At 62.8% G+C, this 17,890-nt stretch carries 18 protein-coding genes; 7 read left to right on the top strand and 11 right to left on the bottom strand.

Annotated features, from left to right (window positions below):
- Positions 1-197: 197 nt before the first annotated feature.
- A complete protein-coding gene (locus LB538_RS01625) occupies positions 198-881 on the top strand; it encodes a response regulator (protein ID WP_224522641.1) in 684 nt (227 codons plus the stop codon).
- Between the two features lie 62 nt (positions 882-943).
- Here the strand turns inward: LB538_RS01625 and LB538_RS01620 are convergent, their stop codons facing one another.
- From LB538_RS01620 to LB538_RS01610, 3 genes are all read right to left on the bottom strand, one after another.
- Positions 944-1,366 (bottom strand): hypothetical protein, encoded by a 423-nt coding sequence (locus LB538_RS01620; protein ID WP_224522640.1) that lies wholly within the window; start codon positions 1,364-1,366, stop codon positions 944-946.
- Between the two features lie 68 nt (positions 1,367-1,434).
- Positions 1,435-2,772 carry a hybrid sensor histidine kinase/response regulator gene (locus LB538_RS01615; protein WP_224522639.1) on the bottom strand — a complete coding sequence of 446 codons (1,338 nt, stop codon included), beginning with the start codon at positions 2,770-2,772 and terminating at the stop codon, positions 1,435-1,437.
- Between the two features lie 6 nt (positions 2,773-2,778).
- The gene (locus LB538_RS01610) at positions 2,779-3,963 is read right to left on the bottom strand and encodes an FIST signal transduction protein (protein WP_224522638.1); all 1,185 of its coding nucleotides are present in this window, start codon (positions 3,961-3,963) and stop codon (positions 2,779-2,781) included.
- A 262-nt stretch (positions 3,964-4,225) separates the two neighbouring features.
- Here LB538_RS01610 and LB538_RS01605 point away from each other — a divergent pair, with 262 nt between their 5' ends.
- The 4 genes from LB538_RS01605 (at position 4,226) to LB538_RS01590 (ending at position 9,338) form a co-directional block, all read left to right on the top strand.
- Positions 4,226-4,726 carry a (2Fe-2S)-binding protein gene (locus LB538_RS01605; RefSeq protein ID WP_140840520.1) on the top strand — a complete coding sequence of 167 codons (501 nt, stop codon included), beginning with the start codon at positions 4,226-4,228 and terminating at the stop codon, positions 4,724-4,726.
- Positions 4,727-4,851: 125 nt separating this feature from the next.
- Entirely contained in the window at positions 4,852-7,197 is a 2,346-nt protein-coding gene (locus LB538_RS01600; RefSeq protein ID WP_224522637.1) for a xanthine dehydrogenase family protein molybdopterin-binding subunit, read from the top strand.
- A 114-nt stretch (positions 7,198-7,311) separates the two neighbouring features.
- Complete coding sequence (locus LB538_RS01595; RefSeq protein WP_224522636.1) at positions 7,312-8,109, top strand: FAD binding domain-containing protein; 798 nt, start codon at positions 7,312-7,314, stop codon at positions 8,107-8,109.
- Positions 8,110-8,315: 206 nt separating this feature from the next.
- Entirely contained in the window at positions 8,316-9,338 is a 1,023-nt protein-coding gene (locus LB538_RS01590; RefSeq protein WP_224522635.1) for an acyltransferase family protein, read from the top strand.
- On the opposite strand, the gene LB538_RS01585 is transcribed toward LB538_RS01590, so the two are convergent.
- The 3 genes from LB538_RS01585 to LB538_RS01575 form a co-directional block, all read right to left on the bottom strand.
- A complete protein-coding gene (locus tag LB538_RS01585; protein ID WP_224522634.1) occupies positions 9,339-9,827 on the bottom strand; it encodes an SRPBCC family protein in 489 nt (162 codons plus the stop codon).
- Positions 9,828-9,901: 74 nt separating this feature from the next.
- A complete protein-coding gene (locus LB538_RS01580) occupies positions 9,902-10,408 on the bottom strand; it encodes a GNAT family N-acetyltransferase (RefSeq protein WP_224522633.1) in 507 nt (168 codons plus the stop codon).
- Positions 10,408-11,163, bottom strand: a complete 756-nt coding sequence (locus LB538_RS01575) for a copper homeostasis protein CutC (RefSeq protein WP_140840508.1) — start codon at positions 11,161-11,163, stop codon at positions 10,408-10,410. Before LB538_RS01575 ends, LB538_RS01580 begins: the two co-directional genes overlap by 1 nt.
- A gap of 192 nt (positions 11,164-11,355) precedes the next feature.
- Between LB538_RS01575 and LB538_RS01570 the strand changes: the two genes are divergently transcribed.
- Positions 11,356-11,811, top strand: a complete 456-nt coding sequence (locus tag LB538_RS01570) for a carboxymuconolactone decarboxylase family protein (protein ID WP_095764997.1) — start codon at positions 11,356-11,358, stop codon at positions 11,809-11,811.
- Between the two features lie 42 nt (positions 11,812-11,853).
- Here the strand turns inward: LB538_RS01570 and LB538_RS01565 are convergent, their stop codons facing one another.
- The 5 genes from LB538_RS01565 to LB538_RS01545 all read right to left on the bottom strand — a co-directional run bounded on the left by LB538_RS01565 (position 11,854) and on the right by LB538_RS01545 (position 17,282).
- A complete protein-coding gene (locus tag LB538_RS01565; RefSeq protein ID WP_140840507.1) occupies positions 11,854-12,285 on the bottom strand; it encodes a cupin domain-containing protein in 432 nt (143 codons plus the stop codon).
- A gap of 69 nt (positions 12,286-12,354) precedes the next feature.
- A complete protein-coding gene (locus LB538_RS01560) occupies positions 12,355-13,971 on the bottom strand; it encodes a DHA2 family efflux MFS transporter permease subunit (RefSeq protein ID WP_224522632.1) in 1,617 nt (538 codons plus the stop codon).
- On the bottom strand, positions 13,968-15,185 hold the full coding sequence (locus tag LB538_RS01555) for an HlyD family secretion protein (protein WP_224522631.1): 1,218 nt from the start codon (positions 15,183-15,185) through the stop codon (positions 13,968-13,970). Before LB538_RS01555 ends, LB538_RS01560 begins: the two co-directional genes overlap by 4 nt.
- Positions 15,186-16,229: 1,044 nt before the next feature.
- On the bottom strand, positions 16,230-17,000 hold the full coding sequence (locus LB538_RS01550; protein ID WP_140840505.1) for a hypothetical protein: 771 nt from the start codon (positions 16,998-17,000) through the stop codon (positions 16,230-16,232).
- 24 nt (positions 17,001-17,024) lie between these two features.
- The gene (locus tag LB538_RS01545; RefSeq protein WP_176476901.1) at positions 17,025-17,282 is read right to left on the bottom strand and encodes a hypothetical protein; all 258 of its coding nucleotides are present in this window, start codon (positions 17,280-17,282) and stop codon (positions 17,025-17,027) included.
- Positions 17,283-17,532: 250 nt separating this feature from the next.
- Here LB538_RS01545 and LB538_RS01540 point away from each other — a divergent pair, with 250 nt between their 5' ends.
- Positions 17,533-17,820: a hypothetical protein gene (locus LB538_RS01540; RefSeq protein ID WP_095765001.1), complete on the top strand. Its 288-nt coding sequence runs from the start codon at positions 17,533-17,535 to the stop codon at positions 17,818-17,820.
- The last annotated feature ends 70 nt before the right edge of the window (positions 17,821-17,890 follow it).

The following is a 17,890-nucleotide window of genomic DNA, read 5'->3' as shown; positions in this document are numbered from 1 at the left end:
TCTGCGTTGGCATGAATCGCATCCACCTTCCGCCGATTTTGCCGGGCGGGCAAGACTCGGGCGTCCCGGCACGTCGGCCTGTCGTTTCAGCGACAATAGGCCGTATCATTGGGCGTATACTATTTGCCAATAATCTGGCCATGGTCACGAGACTATCCTGTGCCTGCTGAAACCGAACCGAAGCCTGAACCCGTGCAATGACCCCCGTCAGCGACCGCGCCCGCTTCCTGATCATCGACGACCACCCGCTGTTTCGCGAGGCGCTGCACAGCGCGGTGCAGATGGCCTATCCGGATGTCGACACGGTCGAGGCGCGCTCGATCACGGAAGCGATCGAGCTCCTCGCCGACGCCAAGCCGTTCGACCTCGCGCTGCTTGATCTCAGCATGCCCGACGTGCATGGCTTCGAGGGCCTGCTGCAGCTAAGAACCCGCTATCCGCGGCTGCCGGTGGTGATCGTGTCGGGCTATGAGGAGCCGAAAATCATCTCCGAGGCACTGTCCTATGGTGCGGCCGGCTTCATCCCGAAATCGGCCCGGAAGAGCGATCTCGCCGCCGCTATCCGCTCGGTGATGGATGGCGCGGTCTATGTGCCGGAAAATTACGAGGGCCAGCCGCCGGAGCCCGACAGCACCGACCGCGCCGACATGGTGCAGCGCCTTGCTAGGCTGACGCCGCAGCAGCTGAGAGTCCTGCAGATGCTGCGCCAGGGCATGCTGAACAAGCAGATCGCCTATGAGTTGCAGGTGGGCGAGACCACCGTGAAGGCGCATGTCTCGGAGATATTGCGCAAGCTCAACGTCTACAGCCGCACGCAAGCGGTGATCGAGGTGTCGAAGCTCGACAATGCGGAACTGTTTCGGGATCAGGCGGGGTTTTGAACGCTGGCTGAAAAGTGAACTGTCGCCGTAATCCCTGCGCAATCCTGATCTCTATCATGACGCTAAAAAGATATAGATGAGATTATTGCTCTCGCTTCCTCTAATTCTTTGCTTACAAGGTCGCTTTCTAAAGCCAAGTATGTCGATAACGCAAAGTCATTTTCATTCGATAAGTACCATACCGATAATATTTGATCAATTGTCTTTGATAGTACTCCGACGCACATTATGTTGCCAAATTTCTGCGTAGAAATATGATCGGCAGCTATGTGGTTGTTTTGGCAAAATTGAATCATAAACGATCTAAGAACGTCGAAATCTGCGTTTGGTTTCTCGCCGCCACTGTATCTGGCAATAGTAAATTGAAGCGCGCCGACACCTGATGTTTTGGCCAAGGTAGGTGGCCCCTTGTTGGGAAGATCGTCAGTTATATCTTCCCATTCGTCGGGAAGGTCCAAGGTGATGCCATAGAATTGTATCCTCATTTGGTTTCGTTGGTCATTCTGATTGGCATTTCTTTCAGACGGTGGCTTCGGCTGGGTTGAGCCCGTCTTTAAGCCAGCAAATGCGCCAGCAGCGCACGCAATTGCGCCGGCTTCAGCGGTTTGCGCATCAGCTCTATGCCGGCGGCGCGGGCGGCTTTGGCGACGGGTTCGGAGCCGTCGGCGGTGACGATCAGCGCCGGCACGGTCCGGCCGAGATAGTCGCGCACTTCGGCTATCGTTGACGTGCCGAGGTCGCCGCCGTCGAGATGCTGGTCGGCGATGATGATGTCGGGCACCCAGGCGGTGTCGCCGAGCAGGTCGAGCGCATCGTCGGTGGAGGTGGCGGCGCGCACCAGGCATTGCCAGCGCTCGAGCAGGGAGGTCATTGCCGAGAGCACGTCCATGTCGTTCTCGACCAACAGCACCTTGGTGCCGAACAGGCCGTAGCCGCGCGGCCGCTCCATGTCGGCGGCGGCTATCGCCGGTTCGGCCGCGGCCATGCCGACAGGCACATCGATATGGAAGATGGTGCCACGCCCGACCTTGGAGGAAAAGGTCACCGGATGGCCGAGGGCGGCCGCCATGCGGCGCACGATCGCGAGGCCGAGCCCGAGCCCGCCGGCGAGCCCGGCGTCGGCAAGCGTGGACGTGCCGCGGTGGAATTCCTCGAACACCGCCTCACGCTGGTCCTCGGGGATGCCGCAGCCAGTGTCGGCGACGTCGATGCGGATGGTGTCGCCGCGATGCCTTGTGCCGACCAGCACGCCGCCGGAGCGGGTGTAGCGCAGCGCGTTGGAGAGGATGTTCTGCAGGATACGCCTGAGCAGCGTGCGGTCGGAACGCACCGCGACATTGACGGGGCGGAATTTAAGCGACAGGCCTTTCTTTGCCGCTTCCGGAAGGAAATCCGAGCGCAGCGAGGAAAACAGCGCCTCCAGGCTGACGTCGACGATTTCGGGCTGCACCACGCCGGCGTCGAGCTTGGAGATGTCGAGCAGCGTGCGCAGCAGGTCTTCCATCGTCTCCAGCGAGCGCTCGACCTGGCGCACCAGCTTCCTGCCTTCATCGCTGGCCTGGACCTCTGCCAGCGCCGAGACCGACAGATGCGCGGCATTCAGCGGCTGCAGCACATCGTGGCTGGCTGCGGCCAGGAACCTGGTCTTGGAGAGGTTCGCCAGCTCGGCGCTCTCCTTCGCCGCGCTGAGGTCGATGTTCGACTGCTCGAGCCGGCGCAGCGTCGCGTGCAGTTCCTCGGTGCGGTTGCGCACCCGGTTTTCCAGCGAGATCGCGGTCTGGAACAGCGAGAAGGCGTTGCCCTGCTGGTCCATCGAGCGCTCGACGCGGCTGACCAGCGCGGCGTTGATCTTCTTCAGCCTTTCGAGGTCGTCGATGTCGCGAAGCGGCATCGGCGCTCACTCGGCCGCCTGGCGCTCGCCGAAGGCGATGCCGGTAAAGGTCTGGTTGAGGTGCATCGAGCGATACTGCTCGCCATAGGTGCCGAAGCCGATGACCTTGTTGGTCCGGTAGAGCTCGGAGATGTCGCGAAAAACTTGGCGGTTGCGCGCGTCGAGCCGGCGCAGCACGCAGTCGAAACCGAGGATCATGTCGATGCCGCCAAGCCGGTGCTCGACGTCCTGGAGAGCGGTGCGCGTCGCTTCCACCATGTTCTTGGGCTGGGCGATGGAAAGCACCACGCCGTCGTCGATGGCGCAGAAGAAGGACAGCGAGCCGTCAGGGTGCATGCGCTGGATCGAGCGGCAATAATATTCGCCGCCGACCTTCACCACCACGGGGTGCGAGGCAAAGCTCAGCGGCGTCAGCGTCTGCGGCACGATGCCGACGGAGGCGGCATATTCTTCTGCTGCGTTGGTGGCATTGAACTCGCGCACGACACGATGGTCCGGGTCGGACGCCGTCACCACCAGCTTCTCGTCGGTCGGAATGAAATTATCGGTCTTGAAGACGTGGAAGGGGATCTCGGTCGCGACCAGCACGACGATGGCGCTGTCGGACGCGACCGTGCCGTTGGCGATCAGCCTCGTCGTCTCGAATTTCAGGTCGTCGCCGGCCGAGCCGCCAATCAGCGGAATGTCGTCCAGCCCCCAGTGGATGGCCGAGGTAACCGCTTCCTCGGCATAGGACAGCCCGTCGATGAAGCAGAGCGCGAATATGTTCTTGGCCCGATCCTGGCCGACGCGCCCGCGCAGCAGGCGCCGCAGCGAGGCGACCTCGCCGGTGATCCGGTCCATGCCCGACGAGGAGAGGTTCTCGACCATGGTGGCGACGGTCGAAAACGATGCCGACGGCAGAAGCAGGGCAAGGGCATGTCCTTCCTCCAGCCCCTGCGGCGTGATCTCGCCGGCGGTCGAGCAGCCGGCATAGGCAAGCGACGGAGCGTGTACCTTCAACGCCTGCGCGAGCGCTGCCGCGTCGACCAGGCTCTGGGAGAAGAACAAAAGCGCGAAGCCGGCGTCGACGATTGCGGCTTCGGCCGCGATGGCCCGAGCAAAAACATTCGGGTCGGGCTCATCCGTGGTGAGCGCCGAAAGGCCCGATGCATAGCGTGTGCTAGAACTGGCCAGCCGCCTTCTCCGCAATTTCCTCCAACGCTGATTATGCGTGTCTTTTCTTATGCGTGTCAGGCACGCTTCGCGTCGAGGGCATCTTTGCCCTCAATCCCTGATTTGGCAATGGGCCGGGCGGCATGCTCAACAGCTTGTCGGCCATGACCGAAAGTACAAGGGGCGGAGCGCTGGCAGCACTGTTTTGCCCGTTGTACGGTACGCAAATAGCGCGCTGCCGAAGCACAGGCGCGGCATCGGCAAGGCGAGGACCAAGGTTAATACCCAGGGAGGCTGCATGTCGGACGTGTCGTTGACTGTGAATGGGAAACGGGTCAGCGGTAGTACCGAAGACCGAACGTTGCTGGTGCATTTCCTACGAGAACATCTCGGCCTCACCGGAACGCATGTCGGCTGCGATACCTCGCAATGCGGCGCCTGCGTCGTGCATGTCGACGGCCGGGCGGTGAAGTCCTGCACCATGCTCGCCGTTCAGGCTTCGGGCTCGAGCATCGTCACCATCGAAGGGTTGGCCGACGGCGCCGAGCTGCATCCGGTGCAGGCCGCGTTCAAGGAGCATCACGGGCTGCAATGCGGCTTCTGCACGCCGGGCATGATCATGGCCGCGACCGACATGATCGCGCGTCACCCGCAAGGCCTCGACGAAGCGATTGTGCGCGCCGAGCTCGACGGCAATATCTGCCGCTGCACGGGCTACCACAACATCGTGAAGGCGATCCTCGCCGCATCGGAGGCGATGTCGAAGGGCGCCAAGGGCAAGGCGAAGCAGGCAGCGTGAGATGAGTGAGTAGCGAATAGTGAGTAGCGAATGGTCGGCGTCTCTGTGACCGACCCCTACTCCAATCTTTTCCTACTCACTATTCGCTACTCACTACTCCCCTAAATTCCGGAGGAATTTCCGCAATGGGTATCGAAGGCGTCGGCGCCCGCGTGGCGCGCAAGGAAGACAAGAGGTTCATCACCGGCGGCGGCCGCTATGTCGACGACATGGTGGTCCCCGGCATGAAGCATGCGGTATTCGTGCGCAGCCCGCACGCGCATGCGCAGATCAAGAAAATCGACGTTAAGAAGGCGCAGGCCATGCCGGGCGTCATCGGCGTCCTGACGGGCAAGGAGCTCAAGGCCGACGGCATCGGCAATCTGATCTGCGGCTGGATGATCCATTCCAAGGACGGAACGCCGATGAAGATGGGCGCGTGGTCGCCGCTCGCTGTCGACAAGGTGCGCTATGTCGGCGATGCCGTGGTGGTCGTCGTCGCCGAAACCAAGGGCCAGGCGCGCGATGCGGCCGAAGCGGTCGAGATCACCTATAAGGAACTGAAGGCCGTGGTCGATGCCACGAAGGCGATCCAACCCGGCGCGCCGCAGATCCATGCCGAGGCCGAGAACAATCTGATCTTCGACTGGGAGCTCGGCGACGCCAAGGCGACCGACGCGGCGATCAAGTCGGCGGCCCATGTCACGCGCATGAAGATCGTCAACAACCGGCTGGTGCCGAATGCGATGGAGCCGCGCGCGGCGCTCGGGCATTACGACAAGGCGGAAGACCACTATACCTGCTGGACGACGTCGCAGAATCCGCATGTCGCGCGGCTGGTGATGAGCGCCTTCTACAATGTCGCTCCGGAAAACAAGCTGCGCGTGATCGCGCCCGATGTCGGCGGCGGCTTCGGCTCGAAGATCTACATCTATCCGGAAGAGATCGTCTGCCTGTGGGCATCGAAGAAGACCGGCGTTCCCGTGAAATGGGTGGCCGACCGCACCGAGAGCTTCCTGTCGGACGCGCATGGCCGCGACCATGTCTCGACGGTGGAGATGGCCTTCGACAAGGACAACCGCATCACCGCTCTCAAGGTCGATACGATAGCCAATCTCGGCGCCTATATGTCGCTGTTCTCGTCCTGCGTGCCGACCTATCTCTACGCGACGCTGCTGTCGGGCCAGTACGACATCCCGGCGATCCACGCCAATGTGCGCGCCGTCTACACCAACACGGCGCCCGTCGATGCCTATCGCGGAGCTGGGCGGCCTGAGGCCACCTATGTGCTCGAGCGCACGATGGAGACCGCGGCACGCGAGCTCGGCGTGTCGCCGGCGGAACTCCGACGCCGCAACTTCATCACGTCCTTCCCGCACCAGACGCCGGTGATCATGAACTATGACGCCGGCGATTATAACGCTTCGCTCGATGCGGCGATGAAAGCCGCCGACTATGCCGGCTTCACCAAGCGCCGCGCCGACGCCGCCAAGCAGGGCAAGCTGCGCGGCATCGGCATGAGCTGTTATATCGAGGCCTGCGGCCTGGCGCCGTCATCGGCGGTCGGCTCGCTCGGCGCCGGCGTCGGCCTCTGGGAATCGGCGGAGGTGCGCGTCAATGCCGTCGGCACGATCGAGGTGCTCACCGGCTCGCACAGCCATGGCCAGGGCCATGAGACGACATTCGCGCAACTGGTCACCCAGCGCTTCGGCGTGCCGATCGACTCCGTCTCGATCGTGCATGGGGACACCGACAAGGTGCAGATGGGCATGGGCACTTATGGCTCGCGTTCCGGCGCCGTCGGCATGTCGGCCATCGTCAAGGCGCTCGACAAGGTCGAAGCCAAGGCCAAGAAGATCGCCGCGCATCTGCTGGAGGCGGACGAGGGCGACATCGTCATCGAGAATGGCGAGGTCAAGGTCGCGGGCACCGACAAGAGCCTGCCCTGGTTCCAGGTGGCGCTTGCCTCCTACACCGCCCACAATTTGCCGGCGGGCATGGAGCCAGGGCTAAAGGAGACGGCCTTCTACGATCCGTCCAACTTCACCTTCCCGGCCGGCTGCTACATCTGCGAGGTCGAGATCGATCCGGAGACCGGTACGACGGAGATCATCCAGTTCGTCGCGGCCGACGATTTCGGCAACATCATCAATCCGATGATCGTCGAAGGGCAGGTGCATGGCGGCATCGCCCAGGGCGTCGGCCAGGCGTTGCTGGAAGGCGCGCATTACGACGCCAGCGGCCAACTGCTGACGGCAAGCTACATGGACTACACCATGCCGCGCGCGGCCGACCTGCCGTCCTTCAAGGTCTCGACCTCGAACACGCCGTGCCCGGGCAATCCGCTCGGCGTCAAAGGCTGCGGCGAGGCTGGCGCCATCGGTTCGCCGCCGGCGGTCATCAACGCCATCACAGATGCGCTCGGCGTCGTCGACATCGCCATGCCGGCGGCGCCCGCCACGGTGTGGTCGGCCATTCGGGCGAAGCATTGAATAGCGAATAGCGAACAGGGAGTAGCGAATAGGGAAGAGGAGAGCGATGCGGCAAATGGATAATCCTACTCGCTATTCGCTACTCCCTATTCGCTCCCAAGGGAGAAAAGAGACATGTATTCCGTCAACTACCATCGCGCTTCCTCCGTCGCCGACGCCGCAAGGCTGCTGAAGAACGGCGACGCCAAGCTGCTCTCCGGCGGCATGACGCTGATCCCGGCGATGAAGACGCGGCTCGCGGCACCGTCGGACCTCGTCGACGTCTCGCGGCTGAAGGACCTGCAGGGCATCAAGGTGTCCGGCAAGACCGTGACCATAGGTGCCGCGACGACGCATTACGACGTCTCCACCGACGAGAAGCTGAGGAAGGCCTGCCCGGCGCTTGCACATATGGCATCGCTGATCGGCGACCCGGCGGTGCGTTACAAGGGCACGATCGGCGGCTCGATCGCCAACAACGATCCGGCGGCCGACTATCCGGCGGCATTGCTGGCGCTGGGCGCGACGATCGTCACCAACAAGCGCGAGATCGTGGCGGACAAATTCTTCAAGGGCCTGTTCGAGACAGCGCTGAAGGACGGCGAGATCGTCACGGCGGTGAGCTTTACCGCTCCCGCCAAGGCGGCCTACCAGAAATTCCGCAACCCGGCTTCGCGCTACGCCATCGTCGGCGTGTTCGTGACCAAGGGCAAGGACGGGGTGAGGGCGGCAGTGACAGGCGCCGGCGAGGACGGCGTCTTCCGCTCCAAGGAAATCGAGGCAGCGCTGGCGAAGAATTTCGATGTCGCGGCGCTCGGCGGCCTCAAAGTGTCGGCAAAGGGGCTGATGAGCGATATCCATGCTTCCGCCGATTACCGCGCCAATTTGATCGCGGTGATGGCCAAGCGCGCCGTGGCCGCAGCCAACGCCTGAACGGCGACGCCATGCATGAAAGAAGGGGCCTCGCGGCCCCTTTTTCTTTCGCCGCGGCAACGGTTTAGGCGCAAACGCCTGTCGAATTGCGGCTTCGCACTTGCACAAAGTTATCCCGCACTGCAAAATAAATCCGGCGGGAATACCAGATGGTCCAGGCTGCGGGCAATGTTTCGCATGCGAACCTCGAGTCGCGAAGGCACGGTATGACCGACATCTCCGCAGCGTCCGTTGTCCTGCCGCGGGCCGCGACCGACAGGGAAGCCAGGGCAAGACTGGCCTATCTCGACGGTTGGCGAGGCTTGTCGATCGCCATGGTGCTGGTCGGCCATTTCTTTCCGGTCCCAGGGCTCAATCTCGGCGTGCTCGGCGTCGAGTTCTTCTTCGTGCTGAGCGGCCGGCTGATGGGCGAAATCCTGTTCATCGAGCGCTTTCCGCTGAAGAAATTCTTCAAGCGCCGCTTCTCGCGCATCTATCCAGCGCTGCTAATGTTCGTGATTGCCGCCATGATCGGCCTGACCGGAACCTTCATCGCCTTCAAGTGGAAAGCGGCGCTGACGGCGCTAACCTTCACCTACAATTACGCCGGCGTCCTGATCACCCGCGCCGGCGCGCTCGACCACATCTGGTCGCTCTGCGTCGAGGAGCATTCCTATATCCTGCTGGCGCTGATCAGCGTGGTGGTTACCGGTCGGGCGAATGTCGTGCGGCTGCTGGTGGTGCTGGCGCTGCTGGCGATGGCCAACGGCGCCATTTCGTACGGGGTTCTCGGCATGGGCTATGAGACTACCTACTGGCGCACGGACGTGCATATCGCCTCGATCCTGCTATCGGCCGCGATCTGCCTGCTCAAGGCCGACGGGCGCCTGCCGGCTTTCCTGCAAAACCAGCATGTGGCGCTTGCGGCGGCGGTTGGCGGCGTGTTGCTGTTCCTCGATCCGGTGCCGACCACGATCCATTATCTTGTCGGCGTGCCGCTGCTGGCGCTCGCTGTCAACACGCTCGATTTCGCGGGGGGCTACCTGACGGGGCCGTTGTCGTCGCGGCCGATGGTGATGCTGGGGCTCTGGTCCTATTCGCTTTATCTCTGGCAGCAGCCTTTCTACAAATTCGTCGATGAGCGCGGCAGCGCGACAATCCCGATGCTGGCGGCCGTGTTCGCCTGCGCGCTCGCGAGCTACTACATCGTCGAGAAACCCGCCCGCGGCTGGCTCAACCGAAACTGGTGATTAAGCAGTTTTCGTCGCTCGTTGTGCAGCGAGGTAGCGGCGGAGCCCGGCTTCGCCGCGCGGCGTGGTCCAGCGATGGTTCCAGGCGAAGGCTGATCTCAGAATCGGCGCCAGAAGTTTGAGGAGCGGCCTCTCGACCGTGACCTGCCAAACCAGATCGACATGGGTGCCTGCTCCGGACGGCGACAGCTCCGCCCGCCACAGGCCGTCGAAATCGCCGAAGGTCTTCACCACCACCAGCCGGCCGGGGTCGAGCTCGGCGGCCTCGATGATGAAGTTCAGCTCATAGGGCAGGGCGCCGCGCGCTCTCGCTTTGGCGCGCGCACCGACGACGCCCTTGCCCTTCCTGTCGAGCGGCTCGATCTCCTTGTAGGCATCGCCCCACCAGAGCGGCAGAAGCTGGGCGTCCGACAGCACGTCCCAAACTTCCTGCGGCGTGCCTTCAGGGATGTCCCAGCTTTCGTCGAAGCGGAAGACATTGCTCGCCATGACGTCCCCCCAACCAGCGGAACGGCCATATTAGCTGCGGCTTGTTTTCCTTGCCAGCGGCTTCGGAGGCATCTTCAGGCGACGGGCTTCGCCCAATAGCGCACCGACTTCTTGCCGCCGTGGATCACCGCATCGCCGACTTCGGCGAAGCCGAGCGCTGCGTGGAAGGCGTCGGAGGCCGGATTGGGCGGATCAGCGTTGACCTCGCAGGTGACGATTGCTTGGCCGGCGCGCCGGGCATGCTCGAACAGATCCTCGTAAAGTCGTCGGGCGTGGCCACGGCCGCGCGCCCCGGCCGCAACCACCACACGGTCGACATAGACAAAGCGCGTATAGCGCTCGCGGAACCAGAGGAAGTTCGGACTGTCGTAGCTTGCGTCTTGGTCGAAGCATAGGATGAAGGCTTCGAGCGCGCCGATCCGGCGGGTGTAGAAAGCCTCGCCGAGCAGGAAGGAAAGCCGTTCCGGCTCGAGCCAGGACAGCTCCGCCGCATGCTGGTTGTTGAGCGCGAGGATCGCGGGCTCGTCGGCGGGTGAGACGCGTTCGATCGGCAACAATTCCTTGCTCATCACTTGCGCCATCAAGCTCTCGCGGCCGCGATCGTCGCAGCCACCTTGGCTTGATCGGTCACCGTGTTGCGGTATTCGCGGTCGAGGTCGGTGCCGCCCATGCCGACATTCGGGTTGCGGTAGCGCATGGCGCTCGGCACGTCCGCAAGTGCTGCAAAATGCATCTCGGTCAGTCCCGTACGCCTGCGGACCTCGCCAATCGTGTCGGGGGCGAGTGCGCCACAGCCGAGTATGATGATGCGCGAGCCGGCCTGGCGAACGAGTTCCGCCAGAAGCCCGACGCCTTCGACCGCCGTGTCGCGTTGGCCGCTGGTCAGCACGCGGCCGACCTTGCAGCGGATCAGGGCTTCGAGCGCCTCGGCCGGATCGCGCGTCATGTCGAAGGCGCGGTGACAGGTGACGTTGAGCGGGCCGGCAGCCTCAACCAGTGCGCTCATGCGCGCCTCGTCGATGGCGCCGTCGGCGGTCAGGCAGCCGACGACGACGCCGGCGACGCCCAGCTCGCGCAGCGTTTCGACATCGGCAAGCATCGAGCGGTATTCGGCCTCGCTGTAAAGGAAATCGCCGCCGCGCGGGCGCACGATGACATGGAAGGGAATGGTCGCGCTTTCGAGCGCGGCGCGCACCGTACCCATGCTCGGTGTGATGCCGCCTTCGATCAGGCTGGCGCAGAGCTCGACCCGGTCGGCACCGGCGGCCTGCGCGGCGAGCAGCCCGTCAATGCCTTCGACGCAGATTTCAATCAGGGGTCTTTGCGTGTCCGCCACCGGCTTCCATCCGTGCTTTCGATGAGATGGGCAGCCCTAGCACCGGGCGCGCCGCCGCGAAAGCCGCAACCATCGGTCCAGCCATGGAAGCCGCTTGACAATGCATAACTGCAAAGTTATGGATAACTCATAACTGTAAGGTTATTGATTTCTGCGTGCCCTGCCGGCCGCAAGAACCCGAGGAGACCGACGATGGAAGCAAGATTGAAGAATCCGGTGATGCTCATTCCCGGCGCGCTGCAGGCGCTGCTGGCGCTCGACAAGTCGACCGAAGCCGGCGGCTTGCCTTATGTGACGCGCAAGCTCGTTCATCTGCGTGCCAGCCAGATCAATGCCTGTGCCGTCTGCGTCGACATGCATGCGCGTGAATTGAAGAAGGCCGGCGAGAAGGACGAGCGGATCTTCGCCGTGTCGGCATGGCGGGAGACGCCTTATTTCACCGCAGCCGAACGCGCGGCGCTTGCGCTTGCTGAAGCCGCGACGCGCATGGCCGACCGTTCCGATGCGGTGCCGGACGACGTCTGGGACGAAGCGGCGCGCCACTATGACGACAAGGCGCTCGCCGCCCTGGTGATCCAGATCGCGCTGATCAATGCGTTCAACCGCCTGAACGCCACCACGCGGCAACCCGTGGGCGCCTGGGGATAAGGTGGGAGGAGGGCGCCCGCTCCGAAGCGGGCCTCTCGCCGGCTACTGTTTCAGGATCGTGTTCTTGGCGCCTTGCTCGACCTGATCGATCACCAGCAGCTTTACCGGATCGGTGCCGATATTGGTGGCCTGGTGCCACTGGCCGATCATCTCGACGATGAAGTCGCCGGTCTTGTAGGTGTTGGCGGCACCGGTCTCGACATTGGCGACCCTGAGCGTGCCTTGCTCGACATAGGCATAGCGCGGGAAGGGGTGCTTGTGCACCGGCAGGGTAGCGCCGGGGGCTATCTGGTATGACGAGACTTGAACCTCGACATTCTTTTGCGGCAGCGTGATCGGCTGGCCCGATGCGGTCGTCGTCTTCGCCGCCAGCGGCGTCACCACGACCGGCGTGTTGCCGCTGTCCAAAGCGTTGGCCGCGGTCGCGTAGACGGCGGCTATCGCCAGCAGTGCCGATATTGTGATGTTGCGCATAGTCCCCTCCAAATTTGCCGCACCATCGCCCGACATTGACGCACAAGCATCCTTTTGCAAGCGGCTCTGTCACACGGCGGGACTGTCCTGCCGTTTGGCTGCCCCGGGCCTCGGCGGCCGCAGCAGCAGGGCGAGCGGCACGAGCAGCGCCGTCGCTACCGCGCAATAGAAGAAGACATCGACATAGGCGAGCAGCGAAGCCTGGCGGCCGATCTCCTGGCCGATCCAACCCACGGCCTGTTGCCTGGCCTCGGCCAGCGGCGAGCCTTCGGCGACGAAATGGTCGGTTACCTGGCGAAGCGTCTGCTGATAGGTGTCGCTCGACTGTGCAGTGTGGCTGACCAGCACCGACTGATGGAACTGGGCGTTCTGGGCAATCACCGTGTTGGACAGCGACACGCCGATGCTGCCGCCGAGGTTGCGCGCGACATTGATCAGCGAGGACGCCTGATCGGTCTTCTGCGGCGGCAGGCCGACATAGGCGGCGGTCGAGATCGGGATGAACAGGAACGGCAGGCCGATCATCATATAGACGCGCGCATAGGCGAAGAAACCGAAGCTGGCATCGGGCGTCAGCGAAGTCGTGTGCCAGAGCGCGACCGCGACCACCGACATGCCCAGCATGATGAGATAGCGCGGCTGAACGATACCGGCGGCAAAGCCCGAAATCGGCATCAGCATCAGCATGGCGATGCCGCCCGGCATCATCGACAGGCCGGATAGGGTGGCGGTGTAGTCGAAGGTCGTCTGCTGCAGCTGCGGCAAAAGCTGGGTGGTGCTGAAGAGCACCGCGCCCACCGCCATCATGACCAGGAACGACATGCCGAACTGACGGCTGAAAAGCAGGCGGATGTCGACGATCGGATCGCGCCTCGTCCACTCCCAAGGAACAAGCAGCAGGAACGACACCGCCGAGATCACGGCGAAGATGGTGATGAAGGTCGAGGCGAACCAGTCGTTGCGCTGGCCCTCATCGAGAAAGACTTCGAGGCAACCGAGCGCCATCGCCACCAGGATGAAGCCGATCCAGTCGACCTTCAGCCCCTTGCTCAGCCGCTCGCGGCGCTCGCGCTCGAGAATGTCGGGCTCGATCACCAGCCATTGCACGAGCGCCAGCGACATGATGCCGAACGGCACATTGATGAAGAAGATCCAATGCCACGAGAAATTGTCCGTCAGCCAGCCGCCGATGGTCGGGCCGACCGTTGGCGCAACGATGACCGCAATGCCGTAGAGGGCAAAAGCCTGGGAGCGCTTCTCCGGCGGAAAAGTGTCGGCGAGGATCGACTGCTCGCTCGGCGCCATGCCGCCGCCGCCGAGTCCCTGCAGGATGCGGAAGGCGATCAGCGTCGGCAGATTGGGGGCCAGCCCGCACAGCAGCGATGCGAGCGTGAAGGTCGCCACGCAGATCATGTAATAGCGCTTGCGGCCGATGACGCTGGCGAGCCAGCCGCTGACCGGAATGATGACGGAGTTGGCGACGAGATAGGTGGTGATCACCCATGTGCTTTCATCCATGCCGGCGGCCAGGCTGCCGGCAATGTTGCGCAGCGCGACATTGGCGATCGAGGTGTCGAGCACCAGCATGAAGGTGGCGATCGAGACGACGATCGCGATGAGCCATGGGTTGCGCCCGCCGGCCGCCGACCGGCTTTGGTCGCCCTGGACTGTTGCGGCATCGCTCATCTGACCTTGACCGTCGGCACCACAGACATGCCGGGACCGAGATAGACGCCCGGCGGTTGGTCGAAGACGATCTTGACCGGCACGCGCTGCACCACCTTGACGAAATTGCCGGTGGCGTTTTCGGCCGGGAGCAGGCTGAACGCCGTGCCGCTGCCGGCCTGGACGCTGTCGACATGGCCATGGAAGGTCTTTTCCGGATAGGCGTCGATGGCGATGTCGACGGGCTGGCCCGGCCGCATCAGGTCGAGCTGCGTCTCCTTGAAATTCGCTTTCACCCAGACGTCCTTGGGCACGAACATCATCAGCACCTGGCCGGGCTGCGCATAGGTGCCTTTCGCCGCCGTGATGTTGGTGGCATGGCCCGCCACGGGCGCCGTGATCATCGTGCGGGCGAGAGTGGTCCTGGCCTGATCCTCGGTGGCTTCAGCCTGCCGAAGCTTGGCCTCGGCGCTCTTGCCTTGTGCCTGCAGAACCGCAACCTGGCTTTTCGCCGCCTCGGCATTGGCGTTGGCGGCATCGAGCGCTGCCTGGTCCTGGCGCAAGGTCGAAGCGGCCTGCTGTGCCTGTTGTTGCGTCGCCGTGCCCTTGGCGAGCAGCTCGCGGTTGCGCTGGTCCTCGGATTTGGCGAATTCGAACGCGGCCTGCGCCTGGGCCACCTGCTTTCCGGCGACATCGATCTTGGCGTTCTGCGCCTGGGTCTGGGCCTGGACGTTGGCGATCTCGGCCTGCGCCGCCGCCACGCCGGCTTGTGCCTGCTTGAGCGAGGCCTGGTAGTCGCTGTCGTCGATGCGCAGAAGCACGGCGCCGGCCTCGACCGGCTGGTTGTCGGTCACGGCAACGTCGGTGATGCGCCCGGCAATTTCCGCGCCGACCGTTACCGTTCGCGCGTCGATGAAGGCGTCGTCGGTCCATTCATAGTGCCGTGCGTTGATCCACCAGATCACCACCGCCGCGACGACCAACAAGACGAGGATCGCGATGAGCGTCGCTATGTAGGAGTGGCGTTTGATGAGACCGGGCTTGTTGCCGTCGGGCGAACCGTCATTCGCCTGCCTGTCTTGCGCCTGCTCGTCGTCGCGCTTGTCTTCTACGGGTCTGTCTTCGACGCGCTTGTCGTCGCCCGGCGGGCGTTGCTGCCGATCGGACCGCGGCTGAGCACGCGATTCTTCGGCGGGAGCGGTTTCGCGCTCTTTTCTGGCAGTTTTTGCGTCCAAGGCAACGGATCCCAGATATCGTCGACCCCTCTCGCAGCAGGGTCAACGGGTGTTTTCCGCAAAGGTTCCTGTCGCCGGATGCCGGGTTCACCTCAGTCCCGCCGGAGGCATTGGCCTGCAAATGGATGATGGCAGCGTCGCTGCGCGAGTAATAGGATCGTCGCTGCGACCGAAACCTCAGGGAGGGGCTGCTCATGCAGTCTCCGATGGAAAAGGACAAAAGCTCAACTCGGCCATTGCCGGGAGAAGCGGAACGTCGGGCCAGGCTGCAAAAAATGCAGGGGCTGCGAAGCCTGCGATCTTACGGCTCCTGCCTTCGGCTTGACCCAAGCGCCCAGTTTCACGATCTGATCGATTGTACCGCGCTGCTGGAACTGTTGAATGAAGGCAACGACGGACATCGACGGCGAACCGCCGCGCTCCCAAGCCACCTGGCTTGCTAGCCTCGCACCGGGGCCGCCGGCCCTGGCAAGCAGCGGCGAACGCTTACAAGTCAGGCGGCTGCATCCCACAGCAGGACATTCGAGCCCGCCTGCCGTTGGCATTCTGTTCGACCGCGGGGATAAGCTCAATCGACCCTAAATCATCGCGCGATCTGACAGGTCCCAAGCCGTGCAAGGACAAGCAACGCGAAATCCGAAATGCTGCCGCCCGACAGCACCAACGAATGGGACCGGAACAAGGTCCATGGCGATGGGGACAGCATTGGGATCGAAGAGGACGAGGCCTAGCCGGCGACGACAGCGGGTCGTCACCTCGGCGAAGCGGCCCGGCAAGGCTGGCGGGGTAGAACCAGTCAGGCCGGGCCTGACCAGCAAGGCTCGCAACGCTCCGGCTGAGATCGAGCCTATCAGCCCGACCCAAGATTCTTGCCATACGAATGGAGGATGCCTAGCCAGCCAGTGGGAACCAAGACCCGCCTTGCCAATAAATCGACGGTTGTTCCTGGAACTACGGTGACCGAACTGCCCGTGCGGGTGTAGACGTTTGGCGGCTGCAGCCGTCTTCGCCGACGGTGAATGGAAGTCCGTTGTAGGCCGCCACTCAATCCAACGGGATTGGCGGATAGGCTGCTGAGTGCAAGCTGCGTTTGTACCTCGCCAAGATTTCCTCTTCGATTTCGTCGATCGCCAGCGTTAGTGCACGTTGATTGTTGGCGTCGACGTCAATGATCGACCGGCCGCGTGCCGTCAGCAAGCCGCATACGCGCGCCACGACGGTGGCCGACTGAAGCCTTTTGTCCAATCCGGTTTCGAACAAACGCTCGGCAAAGGTGTGGCTCTTCTGTCTCCGGTCAAGCCGCTCGATGAGAAGTTGCTCGCAGGCGTCGATTCTAACCACCACGTCCGACTCCGGGATGAAATCCAGCGCGTGTGCAAGGCACGTCTCATCTGCTGTTCCACTGAAGCAGGCGAGCATCGAAACCGCCTGAACGAAGGCTTCGTCGAAAATAAGAATTTCCTCGCTGGCGGCAGATTGGCGCCATGCGCGGGCAAGGCGGAGAACGTATTGACTTAGCCTGATGCGCCAGATCACGTTTCTGGGAGGCAGTGTGTGCACCAGGTTTGCGCGAATTCTGAAGTCGACGGCATTTGCGGATGGGCGACAGGCCATGCCAATCGAGCGTGCAGCCGCGCGAGCGACTCGACACATCGCAGTGACAATGCCGCCGGGGTCCAGCATCGATCGGTGAACAACCCGCCGGTCAGTGAGAACGATCCGTGCAGGGTGTCCGTGAGCCCGCAACTGTTCATAAAGCGCATGCGCAAATGTCGTTTTGCCTGACCCAGCCGGACCTGCGAATTCAACAATCATGCGTTAGGAACCCCGCTGGCCTGGCTACATGTCGTATCGGGGGACCATCTTCGGCGACCGCAGCTCCTGAGCCATTTTCGCCGCCTGGAAGGTTGTCATCAGAACGTAGGTCGTTTCACCTTCGGTCGAGTTTATGGCCAAGACCACGCGGCCAATCTCGTCACTCATGGCGCAAGACCAGTCTTTGACAGCAATCGCTCGTTTCCAGGCCATTTGCCCCTGCCTTTCCTTCGCAAGGTTATTTGGCCTCGTGAAGACCAGCAATTTGGACTGAATGCCCATTCCGTTGGGCCTAACGTCGTTGTCTGCGTTGTTCAATTGGTGAGCAATCGAGATGCCAGGCTTCAGATTTGGCGGAATTACGGTGGCTAATGATCAGAGCCAGCGCTCCTGGAGCAATGTGAGGCTGCACCGTCACTGTAATTCGGGCGCAACCGCCTTGGTTGTTTGCAGCGCGTGGGAACGTCTCGAATGACTGCGCGTTCTTTCGTCACGGTCACATTTCATTGGGACCTAACCGGAGGATATCCAAATGAAAATCAAGATGCTCTGCATGAGCGCAGTTGCGCTCGCAATGATGGGTAGTGCCGCGATGGCCGGTAGTAGCACCGGCACGTCTGCGCTCGACGACCCGGCCAAGATGTCGCCGTTCTTCACCGACGCTGGCATGAAAACATTGAGAACCGAGGCGGATTTCAAGACTGCCTGGATGGCCATGAAGCCTGATGAGCGTACAGCGATTTTGAAAGACTGCGGCGACGCAACCATCAACAAGGCGCACGCGGACTTCTGCGCGATGGCCAAGAAGATGGGAGGCTGAAGCCTCCCCTCTATGAGCACATCACACCGTTCTCCCGCTAGGGAATGATCCCAATGCGCTCGGGTGACGG

The organism is Mesorhizobium sp. Ca11, from assembly GCF_020165275.1.
GTDB lineage: Bacteria > Pseudomonadota > Alphaproteobacteria > Rhizobiales > Rhizobiaceae > Mesorhizobium.
Note: the sequence above shows the minus strand (reverse complement) of the source record. Positions and strands in the feature narration are given on the sequence as shown.

Excerpts from the sequence above, each read along its gene's own strand:
- LB538_RS01625 (WP_224522641.1), top strand. The coding sequence starts at position 198 with ATGACCCCCGTCAGCGACCGCGCCCGCTTCCTGATCATCGACGACCAC.
- LB538_RS01620 (WP_224522640.1), bottom strand. The coding sequence starts at position 1,366 with ATGAGGATACAATTCTATGGCATCACCTTGGACCTTCCCGACGAATGG.
- LB538_RS01615 (WP_224522639.1), bottom strand. The coding sequence starts at position 2,772 with ATGCCGCTTCGCGACATCGACGACCTCGAAAGGCTGAAGAAGATCAAC.
- LB538_RS01605 (WP_140840520.1), top strand. The coding sequence starts at position 4,226 with ATGTCGGACGTGTCGTTGACTGTGAATGGGAAACGGGTCAGCGGTAGT.
- LB538_RS01600 (WP_224522637.1), top strand. The coding sequence starts at position 4,852 with ATGGGTATCGAAGGCGTCGGCGCCCGCGTGGCGCGCAAGGAAGACAAG.
- LB538_RS01595 (WP_224522636.1), top strand. The coding sequence starts at position 7,312 with ATGTATTCCGTCAACTACCATCGCGCTTCCTCCGTCGCCGACGCCGCA.
- LB538_RS01590 (WP_224522635.1), top strand. The coding sequence starts at position 8,316 with ATGACCGACATCTCCGCAGCGTCCGTTGTCCTGCCGCGGGCCGCGACC.
- LB538_RS01585 (WP_224522634.1), bottom strand. The coding sequence starts at position 9,827 with ATGGCGAGCAATGTCTTCCGCTTCGACGAAAGCTGGGACATCCCTGAA.
- LB538_RS01580 (WP_224522633.1), bottom strand. The coding sequence starts at position 10,408 with ATGGCGCAAGTGATGAGCAAGGAATTGTTGCCGATCGAACGCGTCTCA.
- LB538_RS01570 (WP_095764997.1), top strand. The coding sequence starts at position 11,356 with ATGGAAGCAAGATTGAAGAATCCGGTGATGCTCATTCCCGGCGCGCTG.
- LB538_RS01565 (WP_140840507.1), bottom strand. The coding sequence starts at position 12,285 with ATGCGCAACATCACAATATCGGCACTGCTGGCGATAGCCGCCGTCTAC.
- LB538_RS01560 (WP_224522632.1), bottom strand. The coding sequence starts at position 13,971 with ATGAGCGATGCCGCAACAGTCCAGGGCGACCAAAGCCGGTCGGCGGCC.
- LB538_RS01550 (WP_140840505.1), bottom strand. The coding sequence starts at position 17,000 with ATGATTGTTGAATTCGCAGGTCCGGCTGGGTCAGGCAAAACGACATTT.
- LB538_RS01545 (WP_176476901.1), bottom strand. The coding sequence starts at position 17,282 with ATGGGCATTCAGTCCAAATTGCTGGTCTTCACGAGGCCAAATAACCTT.
- LB538_RS01540 (WP_095765001.1), top strand. The coding sequence starts at position 17,533 with ATGAAAATCAAGATGCTCTGCATGAGCGCAGTTGCGCTCGCAATGATG.